Annotated in this window: 27 protein-coding genes; 25 read left to right on the forward strand and 2 right to left on the reverse strand. The window is 71.1% G+C overall.

Annotated elements, in window-relative coordinates; all coding sequences use genetic code 11:
• Positions 1-3: 3 nt before the first annotated feature.
• From pgsA to dapF, 9 genes are all read left to right on the forward strand, one after another.
• Positions 4-648, forward strand: coding sequence for a CDP-diacylglycerol--glycerol-3-phosphate 3-phosphatidyltransferase (gene pgsA, locus ACL00U_RS05510; protein WP_284732340.1), 645 nt, complete (start codon positions 4-6; stop codon positions 646-648).
• Complete coding sequence (locus ACL00U_RS05515) at positions 645-1,172, forward strand: CinA family protein (RefSeq protein ID WP_071252361.1); 528 nt, start codon at positions 645-647, stop codon at positions 1,170-1,172. Before pgsA ends, ACL00U_RS05515 begins: the two co-directional genes overlap by 4 nt.
• Before the next feature lie 154 nt (positions 1,173-1,326).
• Entirely contained in the window at positions 1,327-1,635 is a 309-nt protein-coding gene (locus ACL00U_RS05520) for a helix-turn-helix domain-containing protein (RefSeq protein WP_027464765.1), read from the forward strand.
• A gap of 86 nt (positions 1,636-1,721) precedes the next feature.
• Positions 1,722-1,946 carry a DUF3046 domain-containing protein gene (locus ACL00U_RS05525; RefSeq protein WP_412873915.1) on the forward strand — a complete coding sequence of 75 codons (225 nt, stop codon included), beginning with the start codon at positions 1,722-1,724 and terminating at the stop codon, positions 1,944-1,946.
• Positions 1,947-2,218: 272 nt separating this feature from the next.
• Complete coding sequence (gene recA / locus ACL00U_RS05530) at positions 2,219-3,280, forward strand: recombinase RecA (protein ID WP_027464767.1); 1,062 nt, start codon at positions 2,219-2,221, stop codon at positions 3,278-3,280.
• Positions 3,277-4,191 carry a regulatory protein RecX gene (locus tag ACL00U_RS05535; RefSeq protein WP_412873916.1) on the forward strand — a complete coding sequence of 305 codons (915 nt, stop codon included), beginning with the start codon at positions 3,277-3,279 and terminating at the stop codon, positions 4,189-4,191. The genes recA and ACL00U_RS05535 overlap by 4 nt, the downstream gene beginning before the upstream one ends.
• Before the next feature lie 26 nt (positions 4,192-4,217).
• The gene (miaB, locus tag ACL00U_RS05540) at positions 4,218-5,714 is read left to right on the forward strand and encodes a tRNA (N6-isopentenyl adenosine(37)-C2)-methylthiotransferase MiaB (protein WP_042538442.1); all 1,497 of its coding nucleotides are present in this window, start codon (positions 4,218-4,220) and stop codon (positions 5,712-5,714) included.
• On the forward strand, positions 5,701-6,690 hold the full coding sequence (gene miaA, locus ACL00U_RS05545; RefSeq protein ID WP_236559562.1) for a tRNA (adenosine(37)-N6)-dimethylallyltransferase MiaA: 990 nt from the start codon (positions 5,701-5,703) through the stop codon (positions 6,688-6,690). Before miaB ends, miaA begins: the two co-directional genes overlap by 14 nt.
• Complete coding sequence (gene dapF, locus ACL00U_RS05550) at positions 6,687-7,577, forward strand: diaminopimelate epimerase (protein WP_412873917.1); 891 nt, start codon at positions 6,687-6,689, stop codon at positions 7,575-7,577. Before miaA ends, dapF begins: the two co-directional genes overlap by 4 nt.
• Before the next feature lie 36 nt (positions 7,578-7,613).
• Here dapF and ACL00U_RS05555 read toward each other — a convergent pair whose 3' ends face one another.
• On the reverse strand, positions 7,614-8,225 hold the full coding sequence (locus ACL00U_RS05555) for a class I SAM-dependent methyltransferase (protein ID WP_412873918.1): 612 nt from the start codon (positions 8,223-8,225) through the stop codon (positions 7,614-7,616).
• A 61-nt stretch (positions 8,226-8,286) separates the two neighbouring features.
• Here ACL00U_RS05555 and hflX point away from each other — a divergent pair, with 61 nt between their 5' ends.
• A complete protein-coding gene (gene hflX / locus ACL00U_RS05560; RefSeq protein ID WP_056071260.1) occupies positions 8,287-9,828 on the forward strand; it encodes a GTPase HflX in 1,542 nt (513 codons plus the stop codon).
• 209 nt (positions 9,829-10,037) lie between these two features.
• Here the strand turns inward: hflX and lexA are convergent, their stop codons facing one another.
• On the reverse strand, positions 10,038-10,682 hold the full coding sequence (lexA, locus tag ACL00U_RS05565; RefSeq protein ID WP_017885907.1) for a transcriptional repressor LexA: 645 nt from the start codon (positions 10,680-10,682) through the stop codon (positions 10,038-10,040).
• A 236-nt stretch (positions 10,683-10,918) separates the two neighbouring features.
• Here lexA and ACL00U_RS05570 point away from each other — a divergent pair, with 236 nt between their 5' ends.
• The 15 genes from ACL00U_RS05570 to ACL00U_RS05640 all read left to right on the forward strand — a co-directional run bounded on the left by ACL00U_RS05570 (position 10,919) and on the right by ACL00U_RS05640 (position 24,811).
• Complete coding sequence (locus ACL00U_RS05570) at positions 10,919-11,296, forward strand: LysM peptidoglycan-binding domain-containing protein (RefSeq protein WP_056071257.1); 378 nt, start codon at positions 10,919-10,921, stop codon at positions 11,294-11,296.
• A gap of 64 nt (positions 11,297-11,360) precedes the next feature.
• Positions 11,361-12,467: a histidinol-phosphate transaminase gene (locus ACL00U_RS05575; RefSeq protein ID WP_412873919.1), complete on the forward strand. Its 1,107-nt coding sequence runs from the start codon at positions 11,361-11,363 to the stop codon at positions 12,465-12,467.
• A complete protein-coding gene (gene hisB, locus ACL00U_RS05580) occupies positions 12,464-13,066 on the forward strand; it encodes an imidazoleglycerol-phosphate dehydratase HisB (RefSeq protein WP_412873920.1) in 603 nt (200 codons plus the stop codon). The genes ACL00U_RS05575 and hisB overlap by 4 nt, the downstream gene beginning before the upstream one ends.
• Complete coding sequence (gene hisH / locus ACL00U_RS05585; protein ID WP_017885903.1) at positions 13,063-13,701, forward strand: imidazole glycerol phosphate synthase subunit HisH; 639 nt, start codon at positions 13,063-13,065, stop codon at positions 13,699-13,701. The genes hisB and hisH overlap by 4 nt, the downstream gene beginning before the upstream one ends.
• A gap of 97 nt (positions 13,702-13,798) precedes the next feature.
• Positions 13,799-14,545, forward strand: coding sequence for a bifunctional 1-(5-phosphoribosyl)-5-((5-phosphoribosylamino)methylideneamino)imidazole-4-carboxamide isomerase/phosphoribosylanthranilate isomerase PriA (gene priA, locus ACL00U_RS05590; protein ID WP_042538431.1), 747 nt, complete (start codon positions 13,799-13,801; stop codon positions 14,543-14,545).
• Positions 14,546-14,549: 4 nt separating this feature from the next.
• Positions 14,550-15,365 (forward strand): SseB family protein, encoded by an 816-nt coding sequence (locus tag ACL00U_RS05595; RefSeq protein WP_056071245.1) that lies wholly within the window; start codon positions 14,550-14,552, stop codon positions 15,363-15,365.
• Between the two features lie 59 nt (positions 15,366-15,424).
• Positions 15,425-16,300, forward strand: coding sequence for a ParA family protein (locus tag ACL00U_RS05600; RefSeq protein ID WP_017885900.1), 876 nt, complete (start codon positions 15,425-15,427; stop codon positions 16,298-16,300).
• Complete coding sequence (locus ACL00U_RS05605) at positions 16,284-17,087, forward strand: segregation and condensation protein A (protein WP_017885899.1); 804 nt, start codon at positions 16,284-16,286, stop codon at positions 17,085-17,087. The genes ACL00U_RS05600 and ACL00U_RS05605 overlap by 17 nt, the downstream gene beginning before the upstream one ends.
• Positions 17,077-17,745 (forward strand): SMC-Scp complex subunit ScpB, encoded by a 669-nt coding sequence (gene scpB / locus ACL00U_RS05610; RefSeq protein ID WP_017885898.1) that lies wholly within the window; start codon positions 17,077-17,079, stop codon positions 17,743-17,745. Before ACL00U_RS05605 ends, scpB begins: the two co-directional genes overlap by 11 nt.
• 1,216 nt (positions 17,746-18,961) lie before the next feature.
• On the forward strand, positions 18,962-19,750 hold the full coding sequence (locus tag ACL00U_RS05615) for a pseudouridine synthase (RefSeq protein WP_228501111.1): 789 nt from the start codon (positions 18,962-18,964) through the stop codon (positions 19,748-19,750).
• 58 nt (positions 19,751-19,808) lie between these two features.
• Positions 19,809-20,921: a prephenate dehydrogenase gene (locus ACL00U_RS05620; protein WP_017885896.1), complete on the forward strand. Its 1,113-nt coding sequence runs from the start codon at positions 19,809-19,811 to the stop codon at positions 20,919-20,921.
• A gap of 194 nt (positions 20,922-21,115) precedes the next feature.
• Complete coding sequence (cmk, locus tag ACL00U_RS05625) at positions 21,116-21,811, forward strand: (d)CMP kinase (protein WP_042538571.1); 696 nt, start codon at positions 21,116-21,118, stop codon at positions 21,809-21,811.
• Between the two features lie 145 nt (positions 21,812-21,956).
• Entirely contained in the window at positions 21,957-23,477 is a 1,521-nt protein-coding gene (der, locus tag ACL00U_RS05630) for a ribosome biogenesis GTPase Der (protein ID WP_017885894.1), read from the forward strand.
• Between the two features lie 127 nt (positions 23,478-23,604).
• Positions 23,605-24,231, forward strand: coding sequence for a hypothetical protein (locus ACL00U_RS05635; RefSeq protein WP_412873921.1), 627 nt, complete (start codon positions 23,605-23,607; stop codon positions 24,229-24,231).
• Positions 24,232-24,289: 58 nt separating this feature from the next.
• Positions 24,290-24,811, forward strand: coding sequence for a hypothetical protein (locus ACL00U_RS05640; RefSeq protein ID WP_052481722.1), 522 nt, complete (start codon positions 24,290-24,292; stop codon positions 24,809-24,811).
• The last annotated feature ends 13 nt before the right edge of the window (positions 24,812-24,824 follow it).

A 24,824-nucleotide genomic window follows, 5' to 3' on the forward strand; every position in this document is an offset into this window, starting at 1 on the left:
GCGATGACCGCCTCGGACAGCACGAACACCACGCACGGCGCAAGGTTCCCGTGGCGCGGGCGGCTCTTGCGCAAGGGCCCCGGCCCGGCGTCGACCGCGAACGTCGCGAACATCATCACGGTGGTGCGCATCCTGATGGCGCCGCTGTTCTTCGTCCTGCTGCTCACCGACGCCGGGAACGACGGGCCCCTGCGCATCTGGGCCGCGGTCGTCTTCGTCGTGGCGATCGTCACGGACAGCGCCGACGGCATCATCGCCCGTCGGCAGAACCTGGTCACGGACTTCGGCAAGCTCGTCGACCCGATCGCCGACAAGGTGCTCATCGGGGGTGCGCTCGTCGCGCTGTCCATCCTGCAGGAACTGCCCTGGTACGTGACCGTGCTGATCATGGTGCGGGAGATCGGCATCACGGTCTTCCGGTTCGCAGTGCTCTCCGACCGGGTGATCCCGGCCAGCCGCGGAGGCAAGATCAAGACCGTGCTGCAGGCCGTCGCGCTGACGGCGGCGCTGTTCCCGTGGTGGAACCTGGTCGGTGACTGGGCGCACTGGGTCAACGGCATCCTCATGACCGCCGCGTTCCTGGCAACGGTCCTGAGCGGGATCGACTACCTCTGGCAGGCATGGAAGCACAACCGCACCACCGCATGACCGGGCCCGACCCCTCGACCGAGGCCGCGCCCGTCGAGCCGGTCGCACCGGGTCTCATCGCCGAACTGACGGCGCGGGGCGAGACGCTCGCCGTGGCGGAGTCGCTGACCGGCGGACTCGTCGTCGCGACCCTCGTCGACGTGCCCGGGGCGAGCGCCGTCGTCCGCGGTGGCGTCGTGGCGTACGCGACGCCCGTGAAGCACTCCGTGCTCGGGGTCTCGGCGGACCTGCTCGAGGCCGAGGGCGCCGTGCACCCGGAGGTCGCCCGGCAGATGGCCGCCGGTGTCCGGATCGCGCTGTCCGTCGACGGGGAGCCCGCAACGTGGGGGATCAGCACGACGGGTGTCGCCGGCCCGGACCCGCAGGACGGCAAGCCCGTCGGCACCGTGTACGTGGGGATCGCCTCCGCCGCGGGCGCCGAGGCCTTCGAGCTGCACCTCGACGGTGACCGGGGAGCAATCCGTCACGCCACCGTCTCCGAACTCCTTGCACGGATGTCGTCCGAGATCCGGGGCCGGGAATAGGTCCCGTTTCCACTGGGTTACATCTCACGAAATCTCCAGCAGTACGGCAGCCAGCCTGGCTAACATGCTGCAACCGGCAACGCTATTGTTGCTGAACCCGAACTCGTTCCACCGGACCGAGCGGGCGCGGAGACGACAGAGAGGAGGAGTTCTCATGGTTCTCGTTCGTCAGGAAATCGGCGATGTGCTCCGGGACTTCCGCTTGCAGAAGGGCCGGACCCTCCGTCAGGTCGCGTCCAAGGCCAGTGTCGCGCTCGGGTACCTCAGTGAGGTCGAGCGTGGGCAGAAGGAAGCCAGCTCGGAGATCCTCGCGTCCGTCGCGGATGCTCTGGACACGCCCATCTCGACCATCATGCGCGAAGTGGGCGACCGCCTCGCGATCGTCGAGGGGCTGACCCCCGTCCCCGACACGCTCCCGGACGACCTCGTCGCCGAGTTCGACAACGACCTCGCGGTGCGCTGACCGCACTGCACCGAACGCCCTCGCCGGTCCTTCCCGGCGGGGGCGTTCTGCGTTCCGGCCCGCGACGACGCGCTTAGGCTGGTCGGATGCGCGTGAGTGAGTTCTGGCGAGCCGTCGACCAGGTGTTCGGCGAGGCCTACGGGTCCGTGGTCACCCGTGACGTCATGCTCGAGGGGCTGGGCGGTCGATCGGCCGTGGACGCCCTTGCCGCCGGCATCGACGCCCGCCGGGTGTGGGATGCCCTGTGCGACTCGCAGGACGTCCCGATGGACCGTCGGCACGGCAAGGGCCTGGCCGAACCCCAGGACTGAGCGCGGTCCTGCAGGTCCGGCACCCGAAACTGTGTTCGGCGTGTTGCTCGAACGCGTGTTCGATCGGTGGTAACTTCCTCCACAGCGGCGTCGCCCGGATGCTCCATCCACAGATCGCGTGACTGTCGGCAGTGATGTCGGTGGCTCGCCATAGGTTGATGGACATCGGGAACAGCCCGAAGCCTTGTCGCAGAACCATCGGCCTTGCACCATCGGCCGGCGTGGACGCGACAGCCTACAGGCGGCCGAACACGAGCACGAAGGAGCACCCCATGCCATCACCGGCAGACCGCGAAAAGGCCCTCGAGACCGCACTCGCACAGATCGACAGGCAGTTCGGCAAGGGTGCGATCATGCGCCTCGGTTCGGACGAACGCGCCCCCGTCAACGTCATCCAGACCGGGTCGGTGGCGCTGGACGTCGCGCTCGGCATCGGTGGCCTGCCCCGCGGCCGCATCGTCGAGATCTACGGCCCGGAGTCGTCGGGTAAGACGACCCTCACCATCCACGCCATCGCCAACGCCCAGCGCGCCGGTGGCATCGCGGCCTTCATCGACGCCGAGCACGCGCTCGACCCCGAGTACGCCAAGAAGCTCGGTGTCGACATCGACGCCCTGCTCGTGTCGCAGCCCGACACCGCCGAGCAGGCGCTCGAGATCGCGGACATGCTGGTCCGCTCCGGCTCCATCGACCTCATCGTCATCGACTCCGTCGCGGCCCTCGTGCCCCGTGCCGAGATCGAGGGCGAGATGGGTGACTCGCACGTCGGTCTGCAGGCCCGCCTCATGTCGCAGGCGCTGCGGAAGCTCGCCGGTGGCCTGAACCAGACGCAGACCACGATGATCTTCATCAACCAGCTGCGCGAGAAGATCGGCGTGTTCTTCGGTTCGCCGGAGACCACCTCGGGCGGTAAGGCGCTGAAGTTCTACGCGTCCGTCCGCCTCGACATCCGTCGCATCGAGACGCTCAAGAGCGGTACCGACGCGGTGGGCAACCGAACGCGCGTCAAGGTCGTCAAGAACAAGATGGCGCCGCCCTTCAAGCAGGCCGAGTTCGACATCCTGTACGGCGTCGGCATCTCGCGCGAAGGCTCGCTGCTCGACTTCGGTGTCGACCACGGCATCGTCAAGAAGTCGGGCGCCTGGTACACGTACGACGGCGACCAGCTCGGGCAGGGCAAGGAGAACTCGCGTTCCTTCCTGATCCAGAACCCCGAGATCGCTGCCGACATCGAAGGCAAGATCCTCGCCAAGCTCGGCGTCGGTGGCGCCAAGGCCGAGGACGCTCCGGTCGAGTCGATCGCGCCGAAGCTCGCGGAGCGCAAGGGCGCGTGAGCACCGACCACGACGACGACGGCCTCGCACCGGTCACCGACCTGTTCGGTGCGAGGTCGCGTCGTCGCGCTCCCGTCACACCGGGGACGCCCGCGATCCCCGCACCGCCGGTGTCACCGGACGAACCACGAGACGTCGACGGGTGGGCACTGCCCGAATCCGGCGACGCTCGGCCGGACGAGTTCCCGGCACCCTTCGACGCCGATTCGCCGGTGCCCCTGCACGGTGCCCGGGGCCCAGCAGCATGGGTGTCGCCCGTGATCGGTGACGGCAGCGGGCGCTCGACCCGGGCCGAGCAGGACGGCTACGACTCCGAGACCGCCGACGCCACCACCGCGTCGGTGTTCTCCATCGCCGGCGGCGAGGAGATCGACCCGGCTGACGCACCCCGTCCGCTCGACGAACAGCGCGCGGACGCCGAACGGCTCAGCCTCCGTGCCCTCGGGCGCAAGGGCGTGAGCGAGTCCGAGATGCGGACCCTGCTGCTGCAGCAGGACCTCGACCCCGACGTGGTCGAGCACGAGATCGAACGGTTGACCCGTGTCGGGCTCCTGGACGACGTCGCCCTCGCCACCGACCTGGTCGACCGGCTGCACGCGCGCAAGGGCCTCGGCCGCCAGGGGGTCGTCACCGAACTCCGACGCCGGGGGATCGACCAGGTGGCGATCGACACCGCACTCGACGAAGCCGCCGACGACGAGGACGACGAGTTCCTCCGCGCGCAGGAACTCGCCGACAAGCGAGCGCCGCAGATGCGCGGCCTCGACCGGGCCACCGCGGAACGCCGGCTGTCCGGCTTCCTGATGCGCAAGGGCTACAGCTCCGGCGTCGTCCGGATCGCTGTCGCACGCGCACTCGACGGCGGCGGCAGACGGCCGCCTTCCGGCCGCGGGACCGTGCGGTTCGAGTAGCCGCTCCGACCTACACTGGGACGACCATGGCCACCGTCGCAGCGCGCCCCCGCACCTACGAAGTCCGCACCTACGGGTGCCAGATGAACGTGCACGACTCCGAGCGGTTGAGCGGGTCGTTGCAGGCCGCGGGCTACACCGCGGCGGACGGCGAACAGGCCGACGTCGTCGTCATCAACACCTGTGCGGTGCGCGAGAACGCGGACAACCGGCTGTACGGCAACCTCGGACAACTCGCGGGCATCAAGCGCGATCACCCCGGCATGCAGATCGCCGTCGGCGGGTGCCTGGCGCAGAAGGACAAGAACGTCATCCTCGAGAAGGCGCCGTGGGTCGACGTGGTCTTCGGCACGCACAACATGGGATCGCTGCCGACCCTGCTCGAGCGGGCGCGGCACAACGACGAGGCGCAGATCGAGATCCTCGAGGCACTCGACGTCTTCCCGTCGACGCTGCCCACCAAGCGCGACTCGACGCACAGCGGCTGGGTCTCGATCTCGGTCGGTTGCAACAACACCTGCACGTTCTGCATCGTCCCCTCGCTGCGTGGCAAGGAGAAGGACCGCCGCCCCGGTGACGTCCTGGCCGAGATCCAGGCGCTCGTCGACGACGGTGCGATCGAGGTCACCCTGCTCGGGCAGAACGTGAACTCCTACGGCGTCGAGTTCGGCGACCGACAGGCGTTCGGCAAGCTGCTGCGGGCCACCGGTGGCATCCAGGGGCTGGAGCGCGTGCGTTTCACCAGCCCGCACCCGGCAGCGTTCACCGACGACGTCATCGACGCGATGGCCGAGACCCCGAACGTGATGCCCCAGCTGCACATGCCGCTGCAGTCGGGCTCCGACCGGGTGCTCAAGGCCATGCGCCGGAGCTACCGCAGCGAGCGGTTCCTCGGCATCCTCGACCGCGTCCGCGCGAAGATCCCGCACGCGGCGATCTCCACCGACATCATCGTCGGGTTCCCCGGCGAGACCGACGCCGACTTCGAGGACACCCTGCGTGTCGTCGAGCAGGCGCGGTTCGCCTCGGCGTTCACGTTCCAGTACTCGATCCGCCCCGGCACGCCCGCGGCGACGATGGACGACCAGCTGCCGAAGCACATCGTGCAGGAGCGGTACGAGCGACTCGTCGCCCTGCAGGAACGCATCACGGCGGAAGAGAACGCACAGCAGGTCGGCCGGAGCGTCGAGGTGCTCGTCGCCTCGGGTGAAGGCCGCAAGGACGACGCCACCCGCCGGCTCTCCGGTCGCGCGGAGGACTCCCGGCTCGTGCACTTCACGGTGCCCGCCGGGTCCGCGGTCCCGCGCCCCGGCGACGTCGTCACCGTCGACATCACCCGGGCGGCCCCGCACTTCCTGCTCGCCGACGACGACGCCCCGCTGCGCATCCGACGAACCCGGGCCGGAGATGCCTGGGACCGCGCGCAGGCCGAGAGCTGCGGCGTGCCCACCCCGGCCGGCGCCGCAGCCGACGGCCCACGTCCGGTCTCGCTCGGGCTGCCCACGCTCCGTGTCGGACGCTGAGCCCACCGCTGGCGTGCCGTCGAGCGGCTCGACGCTCGGGTCCGGTACCGGCGCCGAGGCCGACCTGATCGCGGTCGTCGGAGCCACGGGCACGGGGAAGTCCGACCTCGGCATCGCGATCGCCGAGCGCCTGCGTGCCACCGGTCGCAACGCGGAGATCATCAACGCGGACGCCATGCAGCTGTACCGCGGCATGGACATCGGCACCGCGAAGCTCCCGCTGGCCGAGCGGCACGGCATCCCGCACCACCAGCTCGACGTGCTCGACGTCACCGACGAGGCGAGCGTCGCCGCCTACCAGGTGGCTGCACGCACCGACGTCGACCGGATCCAGGCCGACGGTGGCGTGGCCGTCCTGGTCGGGGGCAGCGGGCTCTACGTCTCCGCGGTGCTGTTCGACCTGGCGTTCCCGGGCACCGACCCCGAGCTCCGTGCGCAGCTGGAGCGCGAGCACGACGCGCTCGGCCCGGGCATCCTGCTCGAACGGCTCCGTGCCCTCGACGCGGCGGCCGCCGCGACGATCGACGCACGCAACCCACGGCGGTTGATCCGTGCACTCGAGATCGCGAGCCGATCCGAGGTCGTGACCCCGAGCCTCCCGGCCGCGCCCCGCGCCTGGCGACCGTCCCGCATCCTGCACCTGCGACGCGACCGCGAGCAGCTCGTGTCGGCGCTGCACGAGCGCGCGGCGCGGATGTTCGACGCCGGACTCGTCGACGAGGTCGCGGCGCTCCGCGGGCTGGGACTCGAGCAGGGCCGGACCGCGCGCGGCGCCATCGGGTACTCGCAGGCGCTCGAGGTGCTCGCCGGTACGTCGACCCGCGAGCAGGCCGTCGAGGCGACGGGCATCGCGACCCGCAAGTACGCCCGCCGGCAGGTGTCGTGGTTCCGCCGGTACGCCGACGCCGAGACGCTCGACGTCACCGGGGCCGACCGCGGTGACCTGACGGAACTGGCCCGTAGGATCGTGCCGTGACCGAGCTGCACTTCACCAAGGGCCAGGGGACCGGCAACGACTTCGTCCTGTTCGCGGACCCCGACGCCACCGTCGACCTGACCCCCGAGCGGATCCGTGCCATCGCGGACCGACGCTTCGGCGTGGGCGGGGACGGCGTGATCCGCGCAGTGCGGTCCGAAGCGATCCCCGAGGGCCGCGCGCTCGTCGCCGTCGAACCCGAGGCGACGTGGTTCATGGATTACCACAACGCCGACGGCACGGTCGCCGAGATGTGCGGCAACGGCATCCGCGTGTTCGCCCGGTACCTGACCGAGTCCGGCCTGGTCGAACTGGCGCCCGGCGAGACGCTGACGGTCGGCAGCCGCAAGGGGCTGGTCGACATCCAGCGCACCACGAACGGGTTCGCGGCCGACCTCGGCCGCTGGGGCCTGGGCATCGAGGGCGGTAGATCCGACGACGTGCTCGTCCGGGCGAAGAACCTCGATGGGGCGCGCCCCGGCATCGGCATCGACGTGGGCAACCCGCACGTGGTCGTCGCCGTCGAGACCGAGGACGAACTGGCCGACCTCGACCTGACGTTCCTGCCGGTGCTCGAACCGGCGCCCGAGCACGGTGCGAACGTCGAGTTCGTGCTGCCCGGCGACCCGCTCATCAAGGACGGGGTCGGCGAGATCACCATGCGGGTGCACGAGCGGGGGAGCGGTGAGACCCTGTCGTGCGGCACCGGTGCCGTGGCGGCTGCCCTCGCCACGCGCTACTGGGTCGGTGCGGGGGCGCCGGACACCTGGCGCGTGCGGGTGCCGGGTGGGCTGCTCACGGTGCGGATGACGGCGACCGAGGACGGCGAGCACGTGTCGCTGTCCGGGCCCGCTGAGCTCGTGTTCTCCGGCGACCTGACGGTCTGACGGTCTGACGCGCGGCGCGGGCGCGTCGCGCGCGCCCTACGTGCTGCGCTGCACCCGGAGGACGCGGAAGCCCTTGGCCGTCGACTCGCGCGTGACTGCGAAGCCCGGACCGAGGGCGCCGACGAGCCACTTCTGCAGGGAGTCACCCCCGAGGTCCTTCGACACGACGAGCCAGGCATCGCCCCCGACCTCGAGCCGGGGCAGCCACGTCAGCAGGATCTGGTGCAGCTCGTCCTTGCCGACCCGGATCGGCGGGTTCGACCAGATCGTCCGGAACCGCAGGTCTGCCGGCACGTCGTCGGGCAGCGCGATCGTGACGTTCGTCGCTCCGGCCGTCGCTGCGTTGGCCCGGGCGAGTCCCAGCACCCGCTCGTTGACGTCGACGCCCCAGACGTGGGCGTCGGGGGACTGCAGCGCCATGGTGATCGCGATCGGCCCCCAGCCGCAGCCGATGTCGAGCAGCGCTCCGTCAGCAGCGGGTGCCGGCACCGAACCGAGCAGGACCTTCGTGCCGCGGTCGACGCCGTCGGGACTGAAGACCCCCGCCGCGGTCGACAGGGTGAGGGGCTGACCGGCGAGCGTGACGTCCACCTGGCGGGGCCGGACATCGCTCTCGGGGTTGGCCGAGAAGTAGTGGTCGTTCGCCATGGATGAACCGTACCGGCAACCGAGTGTGTCGACGGGCCTGCGGAGGTAGCCTGTGCACAGGATGACGGATACCCATCAGCAGAACCACCAGACCAACGACGACAGCGCAGACGGTGTCGTCGAGAGGGTGTTGCGCAACGCAGACCACCGCGCAGCATCGTCCATCTTCGCGCCCGCCCAGGCGATCCAGACGCGGTCGACCGACGATCGCAGCTGGACGGGCGACGGCGACCAGTACGACCGTGAGGACCGTGCGGCGCTGCGCCGTGTCGCCGGCCTCTCCACCGAACTCGAGGACGTCACCGAGGTCGAGTACCGCCAGCTGCGGCTCGAGCAGGTCGTCCTGATCGGCGTGTACCCCCAGGGCGACGCGCAGGACGCCGAGAACTCCCTCCGCGAGCTCGCGGCACTCGCCGAGACCGCGGGTGCCGTGGTGCTCGACGGGCTCCTCCAGCGCCGGCCGAACCCGGACCCGGCCACCTACCTGGGCAAGGGCAAAGCCCAGGAGCTCGCGATGGTCGTCAAGGCCACCGGCGCCGACACCGTCATCGCCGACACCGAACTGGCACCCTCGCAGCGTCGTGCGCTCGAGGACGTCGTGAAGGTGAAGGTCATCGACCGCACGGCCGTGATCCTCGACATCTTCAGCCAGCACGCGAAGACCCGCGAGGGGAAGGCGCAGGTCGAACTCGCCCAGCTGCAGTACCTGCTGCCTCGACTGCGCGGTTGGGGTGACTCGATGTCCCGGCAGGCCGGTGGCCAGGTCTCCGGAGGCGCTGGCATGGGCTCTCGTGGCCCCGGTGAGACGAAGATGGAGCTCGACCGCCGCAAGATCCACACGCGGATGGCGAAGCTCCGCCGGCAGATCGCCGGGTTCACCCCGGCCCGTGAGGCCAAGCGTGCTGAGCGCAACCGCAACGAGGTGCCGAGCGTCGCGATCGCGGGCTACACCAACGCCGGCAAGTCGTCACTGCTCAACCGACTGACGAGCGCGGGTGTGCTCGTGCAGAACCAGCTGTTCGCGACGCTGGACGCGACGGTCCGCCGGACCGAGAGCACCAAGGGCCGCGAGTACACGTTCGCCGACACCGTCGGCTTCGTGCGCAACCTGCCGCACCAGCTGGTCGAGGCCTTCCGCTCCACCCTCGAAGAGGTCGGCGACGCCGACGTCATCGTGCACGTGGTCGACGGCTCGCACCCCGACCCCGGGGCGCAGCTGTCCACCGTTCGCGAGGTCATCGGTGACGTCGGTGCGGGCGACATCCCGGAGGTCGTCGTGTTCAACAAGGCCGACCTGATCGACGACGCGCAGCGCCTCGTGCTCATCGGGCTCGTGCCGGACGCGGTGTTCGTTTCGGCGCGCACCGGTGAGGGCATCCCGGAGCTCCTCAGCGTCATCGAGGACCGCCTGCCCGAGCCCGACGTGGACCTGACGATCGTGGTGCCGTACGACCGCGGTGACCTGGTGTCGTCGCTGCACGACACCGGCTCGGTCGAGTCCGTCGACTACGTCGAGGACGGCACGCGCCTGCGGGTGCGCGTCTTCCAACGGCAGGTCACCGAGCTCGAGCCCTACGTGGTCACGCCCGTCCCGACCGTCTGACCCTCGGCTCCGACTGGCGCTGGCAACTGGCTGGCGCTGGTGAGCGCTGCCGCGCGGCCTGGAGGCCCGTCACAGGTCCGTCAGACGCCGTCGTGTCACCGAGACACCCCGGAACACACGAAACGCCGCCGAATCCGGCGGCGTTTCGTCGTGCAGGGGGCGTCGTACGGTGACGACGGCGTCCCGCGCCGGTGCGGCGCGAGCAGTGGTCAGAGGGAGCGGAGGACCGCGACGACCTTGCCGAGCACCGAGGCCGCGTCGCCGAGGATCGGCTCGAAGGCGGAGTTCCGAGGCAGCAGCCACGTGTGGCCGTCGCGCTGGCGGAAGACCTTGACGGTCGCCTCTTCGTCGAGCATGGCCGCGACGATGTCCCCGTTCTCGGCGGTCTGCTGCGACCGGACGACGACCCAGTCGCCGTCGCAGATCGCGGCGTCGATCATCGACTCACCGACGACCTTGAGCATGAAGAGCTCGCCGGTGCCGACGAGCTGGCGGGGGAGCGGGATGATCTCGTCGACGTGCTGCTCGGCGGTGATCGGGACACCGGCGGCGATCCGGCCGACGAGCGGCACGAGCGTCGTGGCGTCGATGTCCGGGCCGCCGACGTCGGAGGTCGGCTCGTCAACCAGGACCTCGAGCGCACGCGGGCGGTTCGGGTCGCGGCGGATCCAGCCACCGAGCTCGAGCTGGCCGAGCTGGTGGGAGACGCTGGAGAGCGAGGAGAGCCCGGCGGCGTCGCCGATCTCGCGCATGCTCGGCGGGTAGCCCCGCGAGGCGATCGACGCACGGATCGCGTCGAAGATCGCCTGCTGCTTCGGCGTCAGCGGCTTCTGGCCCCGCAGTTCGTCCACCACGTCGTCTCGCTTTCGTCGGTGCCGGTCCGGCCGCGGCGGGAATGTCGGTGGTCCCCGTCAGGCTTGTCCCAGTCGATCGAAACAGTATCCGACCAGCCAGGGCCGGACAAACACCTGTTCGAGCGTGTCGCAAGAAAACCCCGCAGAAATCCTCTCCCAGGACTTGTGCGTCGTCTGATTCGAAACTATGTTCGGTACAGGACTTCGGTTCCACCGAACGGGAAGGCAAGAACGACATGAGCACCATCGCCATCGCTGACATCCAGCGCACCGCGGCGCCCGCCGTGCGTACCCGCCTGCGTCTGACGCGTCGCGGCCGCATCGTCTTCACGACGCTCGCCGCGATCCCGCTCCTCGTCGTCGTCGCCCTCGGCGTGCTGAACGGTGGACAGGCCTCGGCCGGTGACGCCACCGCCGGCGGCGCCCGCACCCACTTCGAGACCGTGACGATCCAGCCGGGCGAGACGCTCTGGCAGCTCGCCGAGCAGACCGCCCCCGACTCCGACCCGCGCGACTTCGTGCAGGACGTCGTCAGCCTCAACGCGCTCGACGGTTCGGCGCTGCAGGCCGGCGAAGAGCTCTCCATCCCCACCAAGTACACCGACGGCGAGTAGTCACTCGGGCAGCCCCGTCCAGACGGCTGGTCGTCGCACGGTGACAGCGGCCTACGATGGATCGGTGGCATTCACGCTCGAAGACCTCCCGATCCGAGACGACCTGCGCGGGCAGAGCCCCTACGGCGCCCCGCAGAAGCACGTCCGCGTGCAGCTGAACGTCAACGAGAACACGCATCCCGTTCCGGACGACGTCGCCGCTGACATCATCGAGTCGATCCGGCAGGCCCTGCTGACGGTCAACCGGTACCCGGATCGCGAGTTCACCGAGCTCCGCCAGTCCCTGGCGGACTACCTCGGGCACGACCTGAGCGCCGAGCAGCTCTGGGCGGCGAACGGGTCGAACGAGGTGTTGCAGCAGCTCCTGCAGGCGTTCGGTGGGCCCGGTCGCTCGGTCCTCGGGTTCCCACCCACCTACTCGATGCACTCGATCCTCGCGTCGGGTACCGGCACCACGTGGATCCCGGCCCAGCGGGACGACGAGTTCCGCATCTCGCCCGAGACCGTCGTCGCAGCCATCCGCGACCACAAGCCCGACATCGTGTTCCTGTGCGGGCCGAACAACCCGACGGGCACCCCGCTCGACATCGAGGCGATCGCGGCCGCCTACGACGCGACCGACGGCATCGTGATGGTGGACGAGGCCTACGCCGAGTTCATGCCGTCCGACGCTCCGAGCGCGCTCACGCTGCTGCCCGGACGTGAGCGCCTGGTGGTGTCCCGCACGATGAGCAAGGCGTTCGCGTTCGCCGGTGCCCGGGTCGGGTACATGGCCGCGCACCCCGCCGTCGTCGACGCCGTCCGGTTGGTCCGGCTGCCGTACCACCTGTCCGCGCTGACGCAGGCGGCAGCGATCGCGGCACTCCGGCACGCCCCCGAGATGCTGGCGATGGTCGACGACATCAAGGGCCAGCGCGACCGTATGGTCACCGAGCTCCAGGGCATGGGGTACCGGACCTACGAGACCTGGTCGAACTTCGTCCTGTTCGGCGGAGTCGCCGACCCGAACGCTGCGTTCGAGGCGCTGCTCGAGCGCGACGTCATCGTGCGCGACCTCGGGATCCCGAACCACCTGCGGGTGAGTGCGGGGACCGAAGCCGAGACGACCGCGTTCCTCGACGCCATGCGGCAGGTCGCCGCCGAGCAGCCGCCGGTTAGGGTTGACGCATGACCGCCCGCACCGCCTCGTTCAGCCGTTCGACGAGCGAATCGAGTGTCGAACTCGAGCTCGACCTGGACGGCACCGGGACCTCGTCGATCTCGACCTCCGTCCCGTTCTTCGACCACATGCTGACCGCGTTCAGCAAGCACTCCCTGATCGACCTGCGCGTGCGCTCCACGGGTGACACCGACATCGACGTGCACCACACGGTCGAGGACACCGGCATCGTGCTCGGACAGGCGATCAAGCAGGCCCTCGGCGACCGCTCCGGCATCGGCCGGTACGGCGATGCCCTGGTCCCGTTGGACGAAGCGCTGGCCCAGGCCGTCGTCGACGTCTCCGGGCGTCCGTTCCTGGTGCACTCCGGCGAGCCCGCGGGCTTCGAGTTCCACCGCATCGGCGGACACTTCACCGGCTCGATGGTCCGCCACGTGTTCGAGGCGATCACGTTCAACGCCGGGATCACCGTCCACGTCCGCGTGCTCGAGGGCCGCGACCCCCACCACATCGCCGAAGCCGAGTTCAAGGCGTTCGCCCGGGCCATGCGCAAGGCGGTCGAGCTGGACCCGCGCGTCGACGGCATCCCGTCCACGAAGGGCGCCCTGTGACCGCCGCCAAGCCGAACGTCGTCGTCCTCGACTACGGGTCGGGCAACGTCCACTCCGCCGCCAAGGCGCTCGAGCGCGCCGGGGCTGACGTCACCCTGACCTCGGACAAGCAGGCGGCGCTCAAGGCTGACGGCCTGCTCGTCCCCGGTGTCGGGGCGTTCGCGGCTGTCATCGACCAGCTCGAGGGCGTGCAGGGCGGCGAGATCGTCGACCACCGCCTGGCAGGCGGGCGCCCGGTGCTCGGCATCTGCGTCGGCATGCAGGTCCTGTTCTCGCGGGGCATCGAGCGCGGTGCCGACGTCGAAGGGCTCGGCCAGTGGCCCGGCACCGTGCAGGAGATCCAGGCCGAGGTGCTCCCGCACATGGGCTGGAACACCGTGCAGGCGCCCGAGGACTCCGTGCTGTTCGACGGCCTGCACGACGAGCGCTTCTACTTCGTGCACTCCTACGGCGTGACCGACTTCCCGCTCGAGGCCTACGGGCCGTTCCGTGCGCCCCGCCTGACCTGGGCCGAGCACGGGCAGCCGTTCATCGCCGCGGTCGAGAACGGACCGCTCACCGCCACGCAGTTCCACCCCGAGAAGTCCGGCGAGCCGGGCATCCGCCTGCTCTCCAACTGGGTCCGCTCGCTCTGAACCCGGCGCGCACCGGGCGCGACGGCCGTGCCGGACGCGCCCCGGGCCTCCCGGCTGTCCGCCGCCCCTTCTCCACCGCAACGAAACCGACAGGACCATGACCGACCTCACCGACACCCCGCCCCTCGTCCTGCTGCCGGCCGTCGACGTCGTCGACGGACAGGCCGTGCGACTCACCCAGGGCGAGGCGGGCAGCGAGACCGGCTACGGCGACCCCGTCGCCGCTGCCCGCACCTGGCGTGACCAGGGCGCGGAGTGGATCCACCTCGTCGACCTCGACGCCGCCTTCGGCCGTGGCGACAACCGCCGGGTGATCGCGCACGCGATCCGCGAGGTCGAGGGGGTCTCCGTCGAACTCTCCGGCGGCATCCGCGACGACGCCTCGCTCGAAGCGGCCCTGGCGACCGGTGCGGCGCGCGTGAACCTCGGCACCGCAGCGCTCGAGAACCCCGACTGGGCCGCGCGGGTGATCGGCGAGTACGGCGAGCAGATCGCCGTCGGGCTGGACGTCCGCGGCACCACGCTGTCGAGCCGCGGCTGGACCGAGGATGCCGGTGACCTGTGGGAGGTGCTCGACCGCCTCGAAGCCGCCGGGTGTGCCCGCTACGTGGTGACCGACGTCACGAAGGACGGCACGCTGCAGGGCCCGAACGTCGAACTGCTCCGCCAGGTGTGCGACCGGACCGACCAGCCCGTGGTGGCCTCGGGCGGGATCTCCACCCTCGATGACCTCCGTGCGCTCCGCGAACTCGTGCCGTACGGGCTCGAAGGCGCGATCATCGGCAAGGCGCTGTACTCCGGGGCGTTCACGCTGCCCGCCGCTCTCGACATCGCCTCGGAGTAACGCCGTGGCGGGCATCTCGAACGGTCGTGGCACCGGGCCGGAGACCGACGACGCGCACACCCCGGGTGGGGCGGCGGACTCGGCGGGGTTCTCGTGGGAAGGCCGCACGTTCGACCACCACGACACCGCGTTCGCGGACGACGACGGACTCGCCGACCCCGCGGTGGTCGCGGCCATCGGCTCACTCGCTGACGGTGCGTCCCAGGCCGCGATCGTCGATGCGCTCCGCTCCGCCCGCCTGCTCATCCCGCTCATCGCCGAGGCCGGCGACGTGGGGGAGACCGACGCGGGCAAGCTCGTCGACAAGACCCAGGAACTCTCGATCGTGACGGTCGCCGGCCCCGACGGTCGCAGCGTGATGCCCGCGTTCACCTCGGTCGACGCCATGCACGCGTGGGACCCGGACGCGCGCCCCGTGCCGGTGGAGTCCCGCCGCGTTGCGATGGCCGCGGCGAGCGAGGACACCCAGCTCGTCGTGCTCGACCCGAAGTCGCCGACCGAGTTCGTGCTGCGTCGTCCGGCGGTGTGGGCACTCGGGCAGGACCTGCCGTGGACCCCGTGCTTCGAGGACCCCGAGGTGGCCCGTGCCTTCGCGGCCTCGGTCGAAGGGGAGCCCAGCGTGGCCCGTGTCGAACTCGCGCCGGGCGACCCGGTCGGCCGGTTCGCCGGACCGGAGCTGACGGTGGGCCTGGCGCTGCACCCGGGGCTCGACCGCGAGCAGGTCGGCGAGCTCGTCGGCCGGCTGCAGCAGCGGTGGTCGGCCGACCCCGTGATCGCGGAGCGGGTCGACAGCATGCGCGTCGCCCTGCGCGCTGCCTGACGAGCAGCAGTGCGGCGGTGCGACCCGGCCCACCCCGACGTCGCCGGTACGATGACGGGGTGAGCCCGAACCCGACGACCAACCCCACCGGCGCGACCACCCACGGTCCGACGGGGCGTCCCGTCCGGGACTTCCCCGTGCCCGAGGAGCTCGACAGCACCGGACCCGCCCGCATCATCGCGCTCTGCAACCAGAAGGGCGGCGTCGGCAAGACCACGACCGCCATCAACCTGGGTGCCGCGCTCGCGGAGTACGGCCGCAAGGTGCTCGCCGTGGACTTCGACCCGCAGGGTGCGCTGTCTGCCGGCCTCGGTGTCCGCACCCACGACATCCACACCGTCTACGACCTGCTCATGGGTGCCGTGAAGGACCCGAACCAGGTCATCCAGCCGACGAACACCCCCGGCCTCGACGTCATCCCGGCGAACATCGACCTGTCCGCGGCCGAGGTGCACCTGGTCAACGAGGTCGCCCGCGAGCAGATCCTGGCAAGCGTGCTGCGCAAGGTCGCGAACGACTACGACGTGATCCTGGTCGACTGCCAGCCGTCGCTCGGCCTGCTCACCGTGAACGCCCTGACCGCTGCGCACGGCGTGCTCATCCCGCTCGAGTGCGAGTTCTTCGCGCTGCGCGGTGTCGCGCTGCTCATCGAGACGATCGACAAGGTGCGCGACCGCCTGAACCCGGCGCTCAAGCTCGACGGCATCCTGGCGACCATGTACGACTCGCGCACGCTGCACTCGCGCGAAGTCATGGAGCGGGTCGTCGACACCTTCGACGACCGCGTGCTCGACACCGTCATCGGCCGCACCGTGAAGTTCCCGGACGCCACGGTGTCCGCACGACCGATCACGCAGACCGCGCCGGACCACCCTGCCGCCCACGCCTACCGGCAGCTCGCACGAGAGCTCGTCCAGCGTGGCGCCGTCGCCTGAGCCGGGGTTCCGGGTCCGGCTCACCAACTTCGACGGACCGTTCGACCTCCTGCTGTCGCTCATCACGAAGCACGAGCTCGACATCACCGAGGTCTCGCTCGGTGCCGTGACGGGGGAGTTCATCCAGTACGTCCGGCAGGCCGAGTCCGCCGACGAGCTCGACGAGGCCAGCGAGTTCCTGGTCGTCGCGGCGACCCTGCTCGACCTGAAGATCGTCGGGCTGCTGCCGCAGGGTGAGCTCGTGGACGCCGAGGACGTCGCCCTGCTCGAAGCCCGCGACCTGCTGTTCGCCCGACTGCTGCAGTACCGGGCGTTCAAGCAGGCCGCCGACTGGTTCGGGGAGCGGTGGGGCATCGAGTCGCGCCGGCACGTCCGCAGCGTCCGGCTCGAGGAGCGGTTCCGCGCGCGGACGCCGGAGCTCGTCTGGACCCTGTCCGTGCAGGACTTCGCCGCCCTCGCCACGCTCGCCTTCGCCCCGCGGGAGATCCCGACCGTCGGCCTCGACCACCTGCACGCGCCGCTCATCAGCATCCGTGAGCAGGCCGCGATCGTCGTCTCGATCCTCCGCACCCGTGATGGTGAGGGTGTCTCGTTCCGCGAACTGGTCGCGGGCGTCGACCAGACGGGTATCGTGGTGGCTCGCTTCCTCGCGATCCTCGAGCTGTACCGGAACGCGTCGATCTCGTTCGAGCAGCTCGAGCCGCTCGGGGAGCTGACACTGCGGTGGACCGCCGAGGACTGGTCCGACGAGAGCCTCGCGAACCTGGGAGCCGACTATGACGGATGACGTGCACGACACGTCCAGCGCCGAACCCGGCGGCGCCGACGAGATGGCCGACGCCCGCGCGATCGAGCACGAGATCCACGACCCCGCCATCCCGCTCGACCGCCAGCTCGAGGCCATCCTGATGATCGCGGACGAGCCCCAGTCGCTCGTCGCGCTCGGTGCCGCCGTCGGTTCGCCCGTCCCCGCCGTGCGCCAGGCGATCGAACGCCTGGTCGCGGACTTCGACGGTGTCGACGGCACGATCCGCCGCGGCTTCGAACTGCGCGAGGTCGGTGGCGGTTGGCGCTTCTACGTCCGTGCTGACCTGGACCCCGTGGTCGAGCAGTTCGTCGAGGCCGAGCGACCCTCGCGGTTGTCGCAGGCCGCGCTCGAGACCCTGGCGGTCGTCGCCTACAAGCAGCCGATCACCCGATCGCAGATCGCTGCGATCCGCGCCGTCAACGTCGACGGCGTCGTCCGGACCCTGGTGGCACGCGGCCTCATCGAGGAGTCGTTCACCGACGCCGAGACCGGCGCCATCAACTACGTCACGTCCGACCTGCTCCTGCAGCAGCTCGGCATCAACTCGCTCGACGAGCTGCCGCTCATCTCGCCCCTCCTGGACGACGGTGCGGACGGCTTCGAGCAGAACGAAAGGATCCCCGATGGCAGGGTTTGACGACCGGGGGCGCGGCGCGCCCCGAGACCGAGACGACCGCAACGGACGCTCAGGAGGCCCAGATCGCTCCGGCCGCCCGGCCGGCGGACGCGGCGGGGCCGGCTCCGGTGCCGGTGGCCGCTCCGGCGGGTACGGTCGCGACGACCGTGGGGGCGCACGCCCGCCGCGGGACGACGACCGTCGTGGCGGGTACCCGTCGCGTGACGACCGTGGTGGCGACCGTGGTGGGTACCGCGGGGCTTCGGCTCCGCGTGACGACCGTGGTGGGTACCGCGGGGCTTCGGCTCCGCGTGACGACCGTGGTGGCTACCGGGGCCGCGATGACCGGTCCGGTGGCGGCGACCGCGGCGGGTACCGCGGCAACTCCGCTCCGCGTGACGATCGTGGTGGCTACCGCGGCCGTGACGACCGTGGTGCGTCCGCTCCGCGTGACGACCGCGGCGGCTACCGGGGTCGTGACGACCGTTCCGGTGGCGGAGACCGCGGTGGGTACCGCGGCAACTCCGCTCCGCGTGACGACCGTGGTGGCTACCGGGGCCGTGACGACCGTGGCGCTTCGGCTCCGCGCGATGACCGTGGTGGGTACCGGGGCAACTCCGCTCCGCGTGACGACCGTGGTGGCTACCGGGGTCGCGACGACCGCGGGAGCGCGGCTCCGCGTGACGACCGTGGTGGCTACCGCGGCAACTCGGCTCCGCGTGACGACCGTGGTGGCTACCGCGGCCGTGACGACCGCGGGGCTCCGGCTCCACGTGACGACCGCGGCGGGTACCGGGGTCGCGACGACCGATCCGGTGGCGGCGACCGCGGTGGGTACCGCGGCAACTCCGCTCCGCGTGACGACCGTGGTGGGTACCGGGGTCGTGACGACCGTGGGGCTTCGGCTCCGCGTGACGACCGTGGTGGCTACCGCGGCCGTGACGACCGCACCAGCTCGGCACCCCGTGACGACCGTCGGGACGACCGCGGCCGCGACGACCGCCGCACCCCCGACGGCCAGCAGAGCCGCGTCTGGCACAACGGCCGCCGCTACGTCGGCGGCACCACGAGCGTCCGCAACAGCGACCGCACCACGCCGAAGCCGAGCGGGCAGCGCGACGACCGGGGCAACCCGGCCGAGGGCACGCCCGAACGGCCGATCATCGAGGACTGGGACGCGGCGGACGGAACGGCGCCTGCCGGGGCCGAGCCGGGCCTCCAGGCAGAGGGCGAGCGCCTGCAGAAGGTGATCGCCGCTGCCGGCGTGGCATCCCGCCGGGTCGCGGAGAACCTGATCGTCGAGGGTCGCGTGACGGTCAACGGCGAGGTCGTGGACGCCCTCGGGCGTCGCGTCGACCCCGAGAAGGACGCGATCAGCGTCGACGGTGTGCCGGTGCAGATCGACTCGTCTCGGCGCTACATCGTGCTGAACAAGCCGACCGGCGTCGTCTCGAGCCTGCAGGACGAGCGCGGGCGCCGCGACCTGACCGAGTTCGTGGACCGCTACGAGGAGCGCCTGTTCAACGTCGGCCGTCTCGACGCCGAGACCTCCGGGCTGCTCGTCCTGACGAACGACGGCGACCTGGCGCACGTGCTGGCGCACCCGTCGTTCGGCGTGCAGAAGACGTACATCGCGAAGGTCCACGGCAACGTGAACCCCGCCGTGGTGCAGCGCCTGACCGAGGGTGTCGAGCTCGAGGACGGTCCGATCAAGGCTGACAAGGTGCGGTTGCTCGAGTCCTCGCGGGGCGAGTCGCTCGTCGAGATCACCCTGCACTCCGGCCGCAACCGCATCGTCCGACGCATGCTCGAGGCCGTCGACCACCCGGTCCTCGAACTCGTCCGCCGGTCGTTCGGGCCGCTGCACCTGGGCAGCCTGCCGCCGGGCAAGATGCGCGAGCTCGGCACGGTCGAGGTCGGCAAGCTGCTCAGCACCGTCCGCGACGCGAAGCCGTCCGCTCGTGACGACCGCGACGTCGCACTCGACCAGGACGACGACGAGTACGAGGACGAGTCGGCGGACTGACCGACCCCGACGCTCGGGCATCGACCGATGCCCGAGCCTCGATCGGTAGGCTTGCCCGGTGACCGACGTGACCCCGACCGACATCGACCGCCGTCTACGCGGCCCGGTCCGGGTCGTCGGTGCCGGGTTGCTCGGCGCCTCGATCGGTCTGGCCCTGCGTGAGAAGGGTGTGGACGTCGTCCTCGACGACGTCTCGCCCGCCGCGCTGGCGCTTGCCGTGGACTACGGCGCCGGGCGTCGCCCGGCAGCCGGCGACCAGCCGGAGCTCGTCGTCGTCGCGGTGCCGCCGGACGTCGTCGCGACGGTGGTCGAGCGTGAGCTCGCCGCCCACCCCGACGCCGTCGTGACCGACGTCGCCAGCGTGAAGTCCGGGCCGCTCGCCGCCCTGGTGGCGGCCGGGGCCGACGTCTCCCGCTACATCGGGTCGCACCCGATGGCCGGACGCGAGCGCAGCGGTCCGACCGCCGCCCGCGCCGACCTGTTCGTCGGCCGCCCGTGGGTGATCGCGGGACACGACGGCATCACGTACCAGCGAGCTGCGGTGGTCGAGGACCTCGCGCTGGACGTCGGCGCGACCGTGGTGCCGATGGACCCCGAGTCGCACGACCTCGCCGTGGCGTACGTCTCGCACGCGCCGCAGCTCGTGTCGACGCTGATGGCCTCGCGCCTGCGCGATGCCCCCGACGGGTCGCTCGGCCTGGCCGGCGGCGGCGTGCGCGACGTCACCCGGATCGCCGCGAGCGACCCCGGGCTCTGGGTGCAGATCATCGGCGCGAACGCCGGGCACATCCGGCCGGTGCTCACCGACCTGCGCGACGACCTGACCCGCGTGATCGACGCGCTCGGCGACCCGGACGGTGCCGGCTCGCCGCGTGCCATCGCCGAGACGATCGCCGACGGCAACCGCGGGGTCGAACGGCTGCCGGGCAAGCACGGCACCACCAAGCGCTTCGCCCAGGTGGTCGTCCTGGTCGACGACACCCCCGGGCAGATCGCCGCACTCCTGACGTTCATCGGGGAGATCGGCATCAACCTCGAGGACATGCGCCTCGAGCACTCACCGGGCGCACAGATCGGCATCGTCGAGGTGTCGGTGCTGCCCGAGCAGGAACAGCGACTCGTCGAGGAACTCGAGGGGCGCGGATGGAGGATCGCAGCAGCATGGGCCTGAACGACGACACGAACGCAGCGACGAACGACTCCGGTGTGACCGGCGGACCGGACGGGCCCGACTCCGGCCTCCCGACCCCGGGCCAGGGTGGTGCCGGCGGCCCGCTGAGCGGCAGCGGCGACGGCGGCGCACTCGGTGGTCCTGCCGGCGGCCTCGGCGAGCCCGGCGGGGAGCCCGGTTCGACCAGCGCCCCGATGCCGTCCGGCCTGGCCGACGGCGCCTACGTGGCGAAGATCGTGATCGCGGTCGACGGTCCCGCCGGCAGCGGCAAGTCGAGCGTCTCCCGCGCGGCCGCCCGTGCCCTGGGCTACGGCTACCAGGACACCGGCGCCGCCTACCGTGCACTCGCGTGGCACGCCCTGCAGCAGCGGGTCGACCTCGACGACGCCGCGGCGGTCCTGGCGAGCTGGGACACCTTCGACTACGCCATCGGCACCGACCCCGACGACTACTACGTCAAGGTGGGGGAGACCGACGTGACCGAGGCCATCCGCACCCCCGACGTCACCGGCGCGGTCGCCCACATCGCCAAGCTCCCGGACGTCCGGAAGCGCCTGGTCCAGCTGTTCCGCACCGTCATGCGGAAGACCGACGCCCCGGGCATCATCACCGAGGGCCGGGACATCACCACGGTCGTCGCACCCGACGCCGAGGTCCGGATCCTGCTGACGGCCGACGAGTCCGTTAGAATGGCCCGACGCTCGGCAGAGGTCACGACCCAGTCGGCCGCCGAGACCTCCGCAGCACTCGCTCGTCGCGACGCGGCGGACGCGAAGGTCGTCGACTTCATGAACGCCGCCGACGGCGTCACGACGCTCGACTCCACCGACCTCGACTTCGACCAGACCGTGCAGGCGGTCGTCGACCTGGCCCGCGCGGCCACGCACTGACGCAGACCGGACCGCCTCGGCGGGCCGCTCACGCACTGACGCAGACCAGAACGCTCCGGCGGGACGGTCAACCACGGCCGGACCCCCGGCCCGGCCGGCAACGGCCACCGACACCGCGGCCCCGGCCGCTCGCGAGGAACACAAGATGGCTCAGCTGGACAATCCTGACAACGACGACTTCCCGGAGTACGACGACGCCCTCGGCGAGCGTCTCGCCGGACTCGACGAGGCAGAGGCCGAGCAGCGTGCCACCGCGCTCCGCGCCGGCCTCGAGGAGTACGACCTCGAGGACGAGGACCTCGCCCTGCTCGAAGCGGGCCAGATCGGCGAAGACGGCGTCCACTACCTGCCGGCCTACCCGGTGCTCGCGATCGTCGGTCGCCCGAACGTCGGCAAGTCGGCGCTCGTCAACCGCATCCTCGGTCGCCGTGAAGCCGTCGTGCAGGACGTCCCCGGCGTCACCCGCGACCGCGTCAGCTACAAGGCCGACTGGAACGACAAGCGCTTCACGCTCGTCGACACCGGCGGCTGGGAGCCCGGCGCCGAGGGCATCAACGCCTCCGTCGCTGCCCAGGCCGAGGTCGCGATCGACCTCGCCGACGCCGTGCTGTTCGTGGTGGACGTCACGGTCGGCATCACCGCCACCGACGAGCACGTCGTGAAGATGCTCCGCGGCACCGACCGCCCCGTCATCGTCGTCGCGAACAAGGCCGACGACGAGCGCCGTGAGCTCGAAGCCTCCGAGCTCTGGAACCTGGGCCTCGGCGAGCCGCACCCGGTGTCCGCCCTGCACGGCCGCGGCGTCGCGGACCTGCTCGACCTGATCATCAAGACGCTCCCCGACACCTCGGCCGTCGCCAAGCAGGAGGTCGGTGGCCCCCGCCGCGTGGCCATCCTCGGCCGCCCGAACGTCGGCAAGAGCTCGCTGCTCAACAAGGCCGCCGGTGAAGAGCGGGTCGTCGTGAACGACATCGCCGGCACCACCCGCGACCCGGTGGACGAGCAGATCGAGCTCGGCGGCAAGGTGTGGCGCTTCGTCGACACCGCCGGCATCCGGAAGCGCGTCCACATGCAGCAGGGCGCGGACTTCTACGCGTCGCTCCGCACCACCGCCGCGCTCGAGAAGGCCGAGGTCGCCGTCGTCGTCCTCGACGTCACCGAGCCGGTGTCCGTGCAGGACCTGCGCATCATCGACCTCGTCCTCGAGTCCGGCCGCGCCCTCGTGCTGGCCTACAACAAGTGGGACCTGCTCGACGACGAACGCCGCCGCTACCTGGAGCGCGAGATCGAGCAGGACCTGGCGCACGTCGCCTGGGCCCCGCGCGTGAACATCTCGGCCCGCACCGGCCGTCACCTCGAGAAGCTCGTGCCGGCGCTCGAGACCGCCCTCGAGTCGTGGGACACCCGCATCCCGACCGGCAAGGTCAACGCCTTCATCGCCGAGCTCGTGCAGGAGCACCCCCACCCCGTGCGCGGCGGCAAGCAGCCCCGCATCCTGTTCGGCACCCAGGCGTCGAGCCAGCCGCCGACCTTCGTGCTCTTCACGTCGGCGTTCCTCGACCCGCAGTACCGACGCTTCATCACGCGTCGACTCCGCGAGGTCTGGGGCTTCTCCGGCACGCCGATCAACGTCAACATGCGGGTGCGCGAGCGCCGGAAGCGCTGAGCCTCCCCACCCGTCACGCAGAACGCGCCCCGATCCGTCGGGGCGCGTTCTGCGTTCTGCGTTCGCGTCCGCGGTCGGCCTGGAGGCCCGGGGCCGGTCCGGCGCGCCGGTGCGGCATCATGGGGGCGTGGGTACCGGGCGGTGGGCAGCCGACCGACGTCGGCTCGCCCTGGTGGGTGTCCTCGTCGGGGTGGTCTTCGTGGGTTCGGTGTCCCTGTGGACGAGCTCGCACGCACCGGACGACGGCGAACCGGTCACCCGTGCCGACGCAGTGGGCCCCGAGCCGGCGCAGTCGCCCGACGTCCGGCTGCAGCCGTCCGACGCCCTCGGGGAGCCGATCGAGCCTGAGCCCGTCCGTCCGGTCGACGGCTCACCCATCGACCCGTGGTGGCGGCGCGTCCCGCCGGTCTCCGGTGACATCGTCGGGATCGGGGCGGCTGCCTCCGGGCACGTCCGGATCACCGCGAACACGGGCGACGTGACCCTCGCGGTGGAGATCGACCACCTGGAGACCGGCGGGGACGGCCCGGTCGACGTCGTGCTGTCCGCGGGGACGGTGCGCGGTGGCTCGAAGCCGATGTGGACGCCGGTCGGGGAGTCCTACGACCTGTTCCAGGCCGACGGGGTCGAACAGGGGCTGACCGTCGTGCTCGGCGAGCCGTGGACGCTGCCCGACGAGGTCCGCTCCCTGGTCCTGCTGGACGCCGACACCGGCACCGTGCTGGGCGGCGCGGCACTCGTCCCGTCGGACTGAGCCGTCCCCGCTCGGGGCTGCGTCTCCTGTCGGCCTCGGGATGGGGCACGATGTACTGGTGACGCAGCAGAACGACGGACTCGGTGTGCTCGCCGACCGTGTGTGGTGCCGTCTTCGGCTCGACCGGTTGGCCGGAGGCCGGCAGTCCGGGTACGTGATCCGCGAGGACATGCTCGAACACCCGGACACGGTGCGTTCGTTCCGGTGGATCCGGTGGCTGCTCGTCGCGGAGACGGTCGTCGGCCTCACCGCCATCGTGGTCGCGGTGCTGCTGACCCGCGCCGGGGAGTCCCTGTCGTGGGCGGTGTGGTTCCGGTCCACCGTGGTGCTGCTGATCACCTTGACGCTCTACGTGTTCGCCTGGCGGGCGCAGCTCGGGTACTACTGGGCGTACCAGCGGCTGCGGTTGTTCAGCCGGATCTTCCCGATCGTGACGCTGATCGTCGCGGCGATCCCCGGGCTCTACCCGTTCTGGATGGTCATCGAGCAGATCCTGTTCTCGGTGCTGATGGTCGGCATCGGCGACGTGCTGACGAGCGACCACATGCGGACCACGTTCCCGAAGCCCGCGCGGCGGTAGGGCTCCGGCGGGC

Origin of the sequence: Curtobacterium poinsettiae, from assembly GCF_047226435.1 — a bacterium.
Lineage (GTDB): Bacteria > Actinomycetota > Actinomycetes > Actinomycetales > Microbacteriaceae > Curtobacterium > Curtobacterium poinsettiae.

Bases quoted from the DNA above. Each gene is read 5' to 3' on its own strand.
- ACL00U_RS05555 (WP_412873918.1), bottom strand. From the start codon at position 8,225: ATGGCGAACGACCACTACTTCTCGGCCAACCCCGAGAGCGATGTCCGG.
- miaB (WP_042538442.1), top strand. From the start codon at position 4,218: ATGGCCACCGTCGCAGCGCGCCCCCGCACCTACGAAGTCCGCACCTAC.
- hisB (WP_412873920.1), top strand. From the start codon at position 12,464: ATGACCGCCCGCACCGCCTCGTTCAGCCGTTCGACGAGCGAATCGAGT.
- der (WP_017885894.1), top strand. From the start codon at position 21,957: ATGGCTCAGCTGGACAATCCTGACAACGACGACTTCCCGGAGTACGAC.
- cmk (WP_042538571.1), top strand. From the start codon at position 21,116: ATGCCGTCCGGCCTGGCCGACGGCGCCTACGTGGCGAAGATCGTGATC.
- ACL00U_RS05570 (WP_056071257.1), top strand. From the start codon at position 10,919: ATGAGCACCATCGCCATCGCTGACATCCAGCGCACCGCGGCGCCCGCC.
- priA (WP_042538431.1), top strand. From the start codon at position 13,799: ATGACCGACCTCACCGACACCCCGCCCCTCGTCCTGCTGCCGGCCGTC.
- recA (WP_027464767.1), top strand. From the start codon at position 2,219: ATGCCATCACCGGCAGACCGCGAAAAGGCCCTCGAGACCGCACTCGCA.
- ACL00U_RS05520 (WP_027464765.1), top strand. From the start codon at position 1,327: ATGGTTCTCGTTCGTCAGGAAATCGGCGATGTGCTCCGGGACTTCCGC.
- ACL00U_RS05515 (WP_071252361.1), top strand. From the start codon at position 645: ATGACCGGGCCCGACCCCTCGACCGAGGCCGCGCCCGTCGAGCCGGTC.
- hflX (WP_056071260.1), top strand. From the start codon at position 8,287: ATGACGGATACCCATCAGCAGAACCACCAGACCAACGACGACAGCGCA.
- ACL00U_RS05525 (WP_412873915.1), top strand. From the start codon at position 1,722: ATGCGCGTGAGTGAGTTCTGGCGAGCCGTCGACCAGGTGTTCGGCGAG.
- pgsA (WP_284732340.1), top strand. From the start codon at position 4: ATGACCGCCTCGGACAGCACGAACACCACGCACGGCGCAAGGTTCCCG.
- scpB (WP_017885898.1), top strand. From the start codon at position 17,077: ATGACGGATGACGTGCACGACACGTCCAGCGCCGAACCCGGCGGCGCC.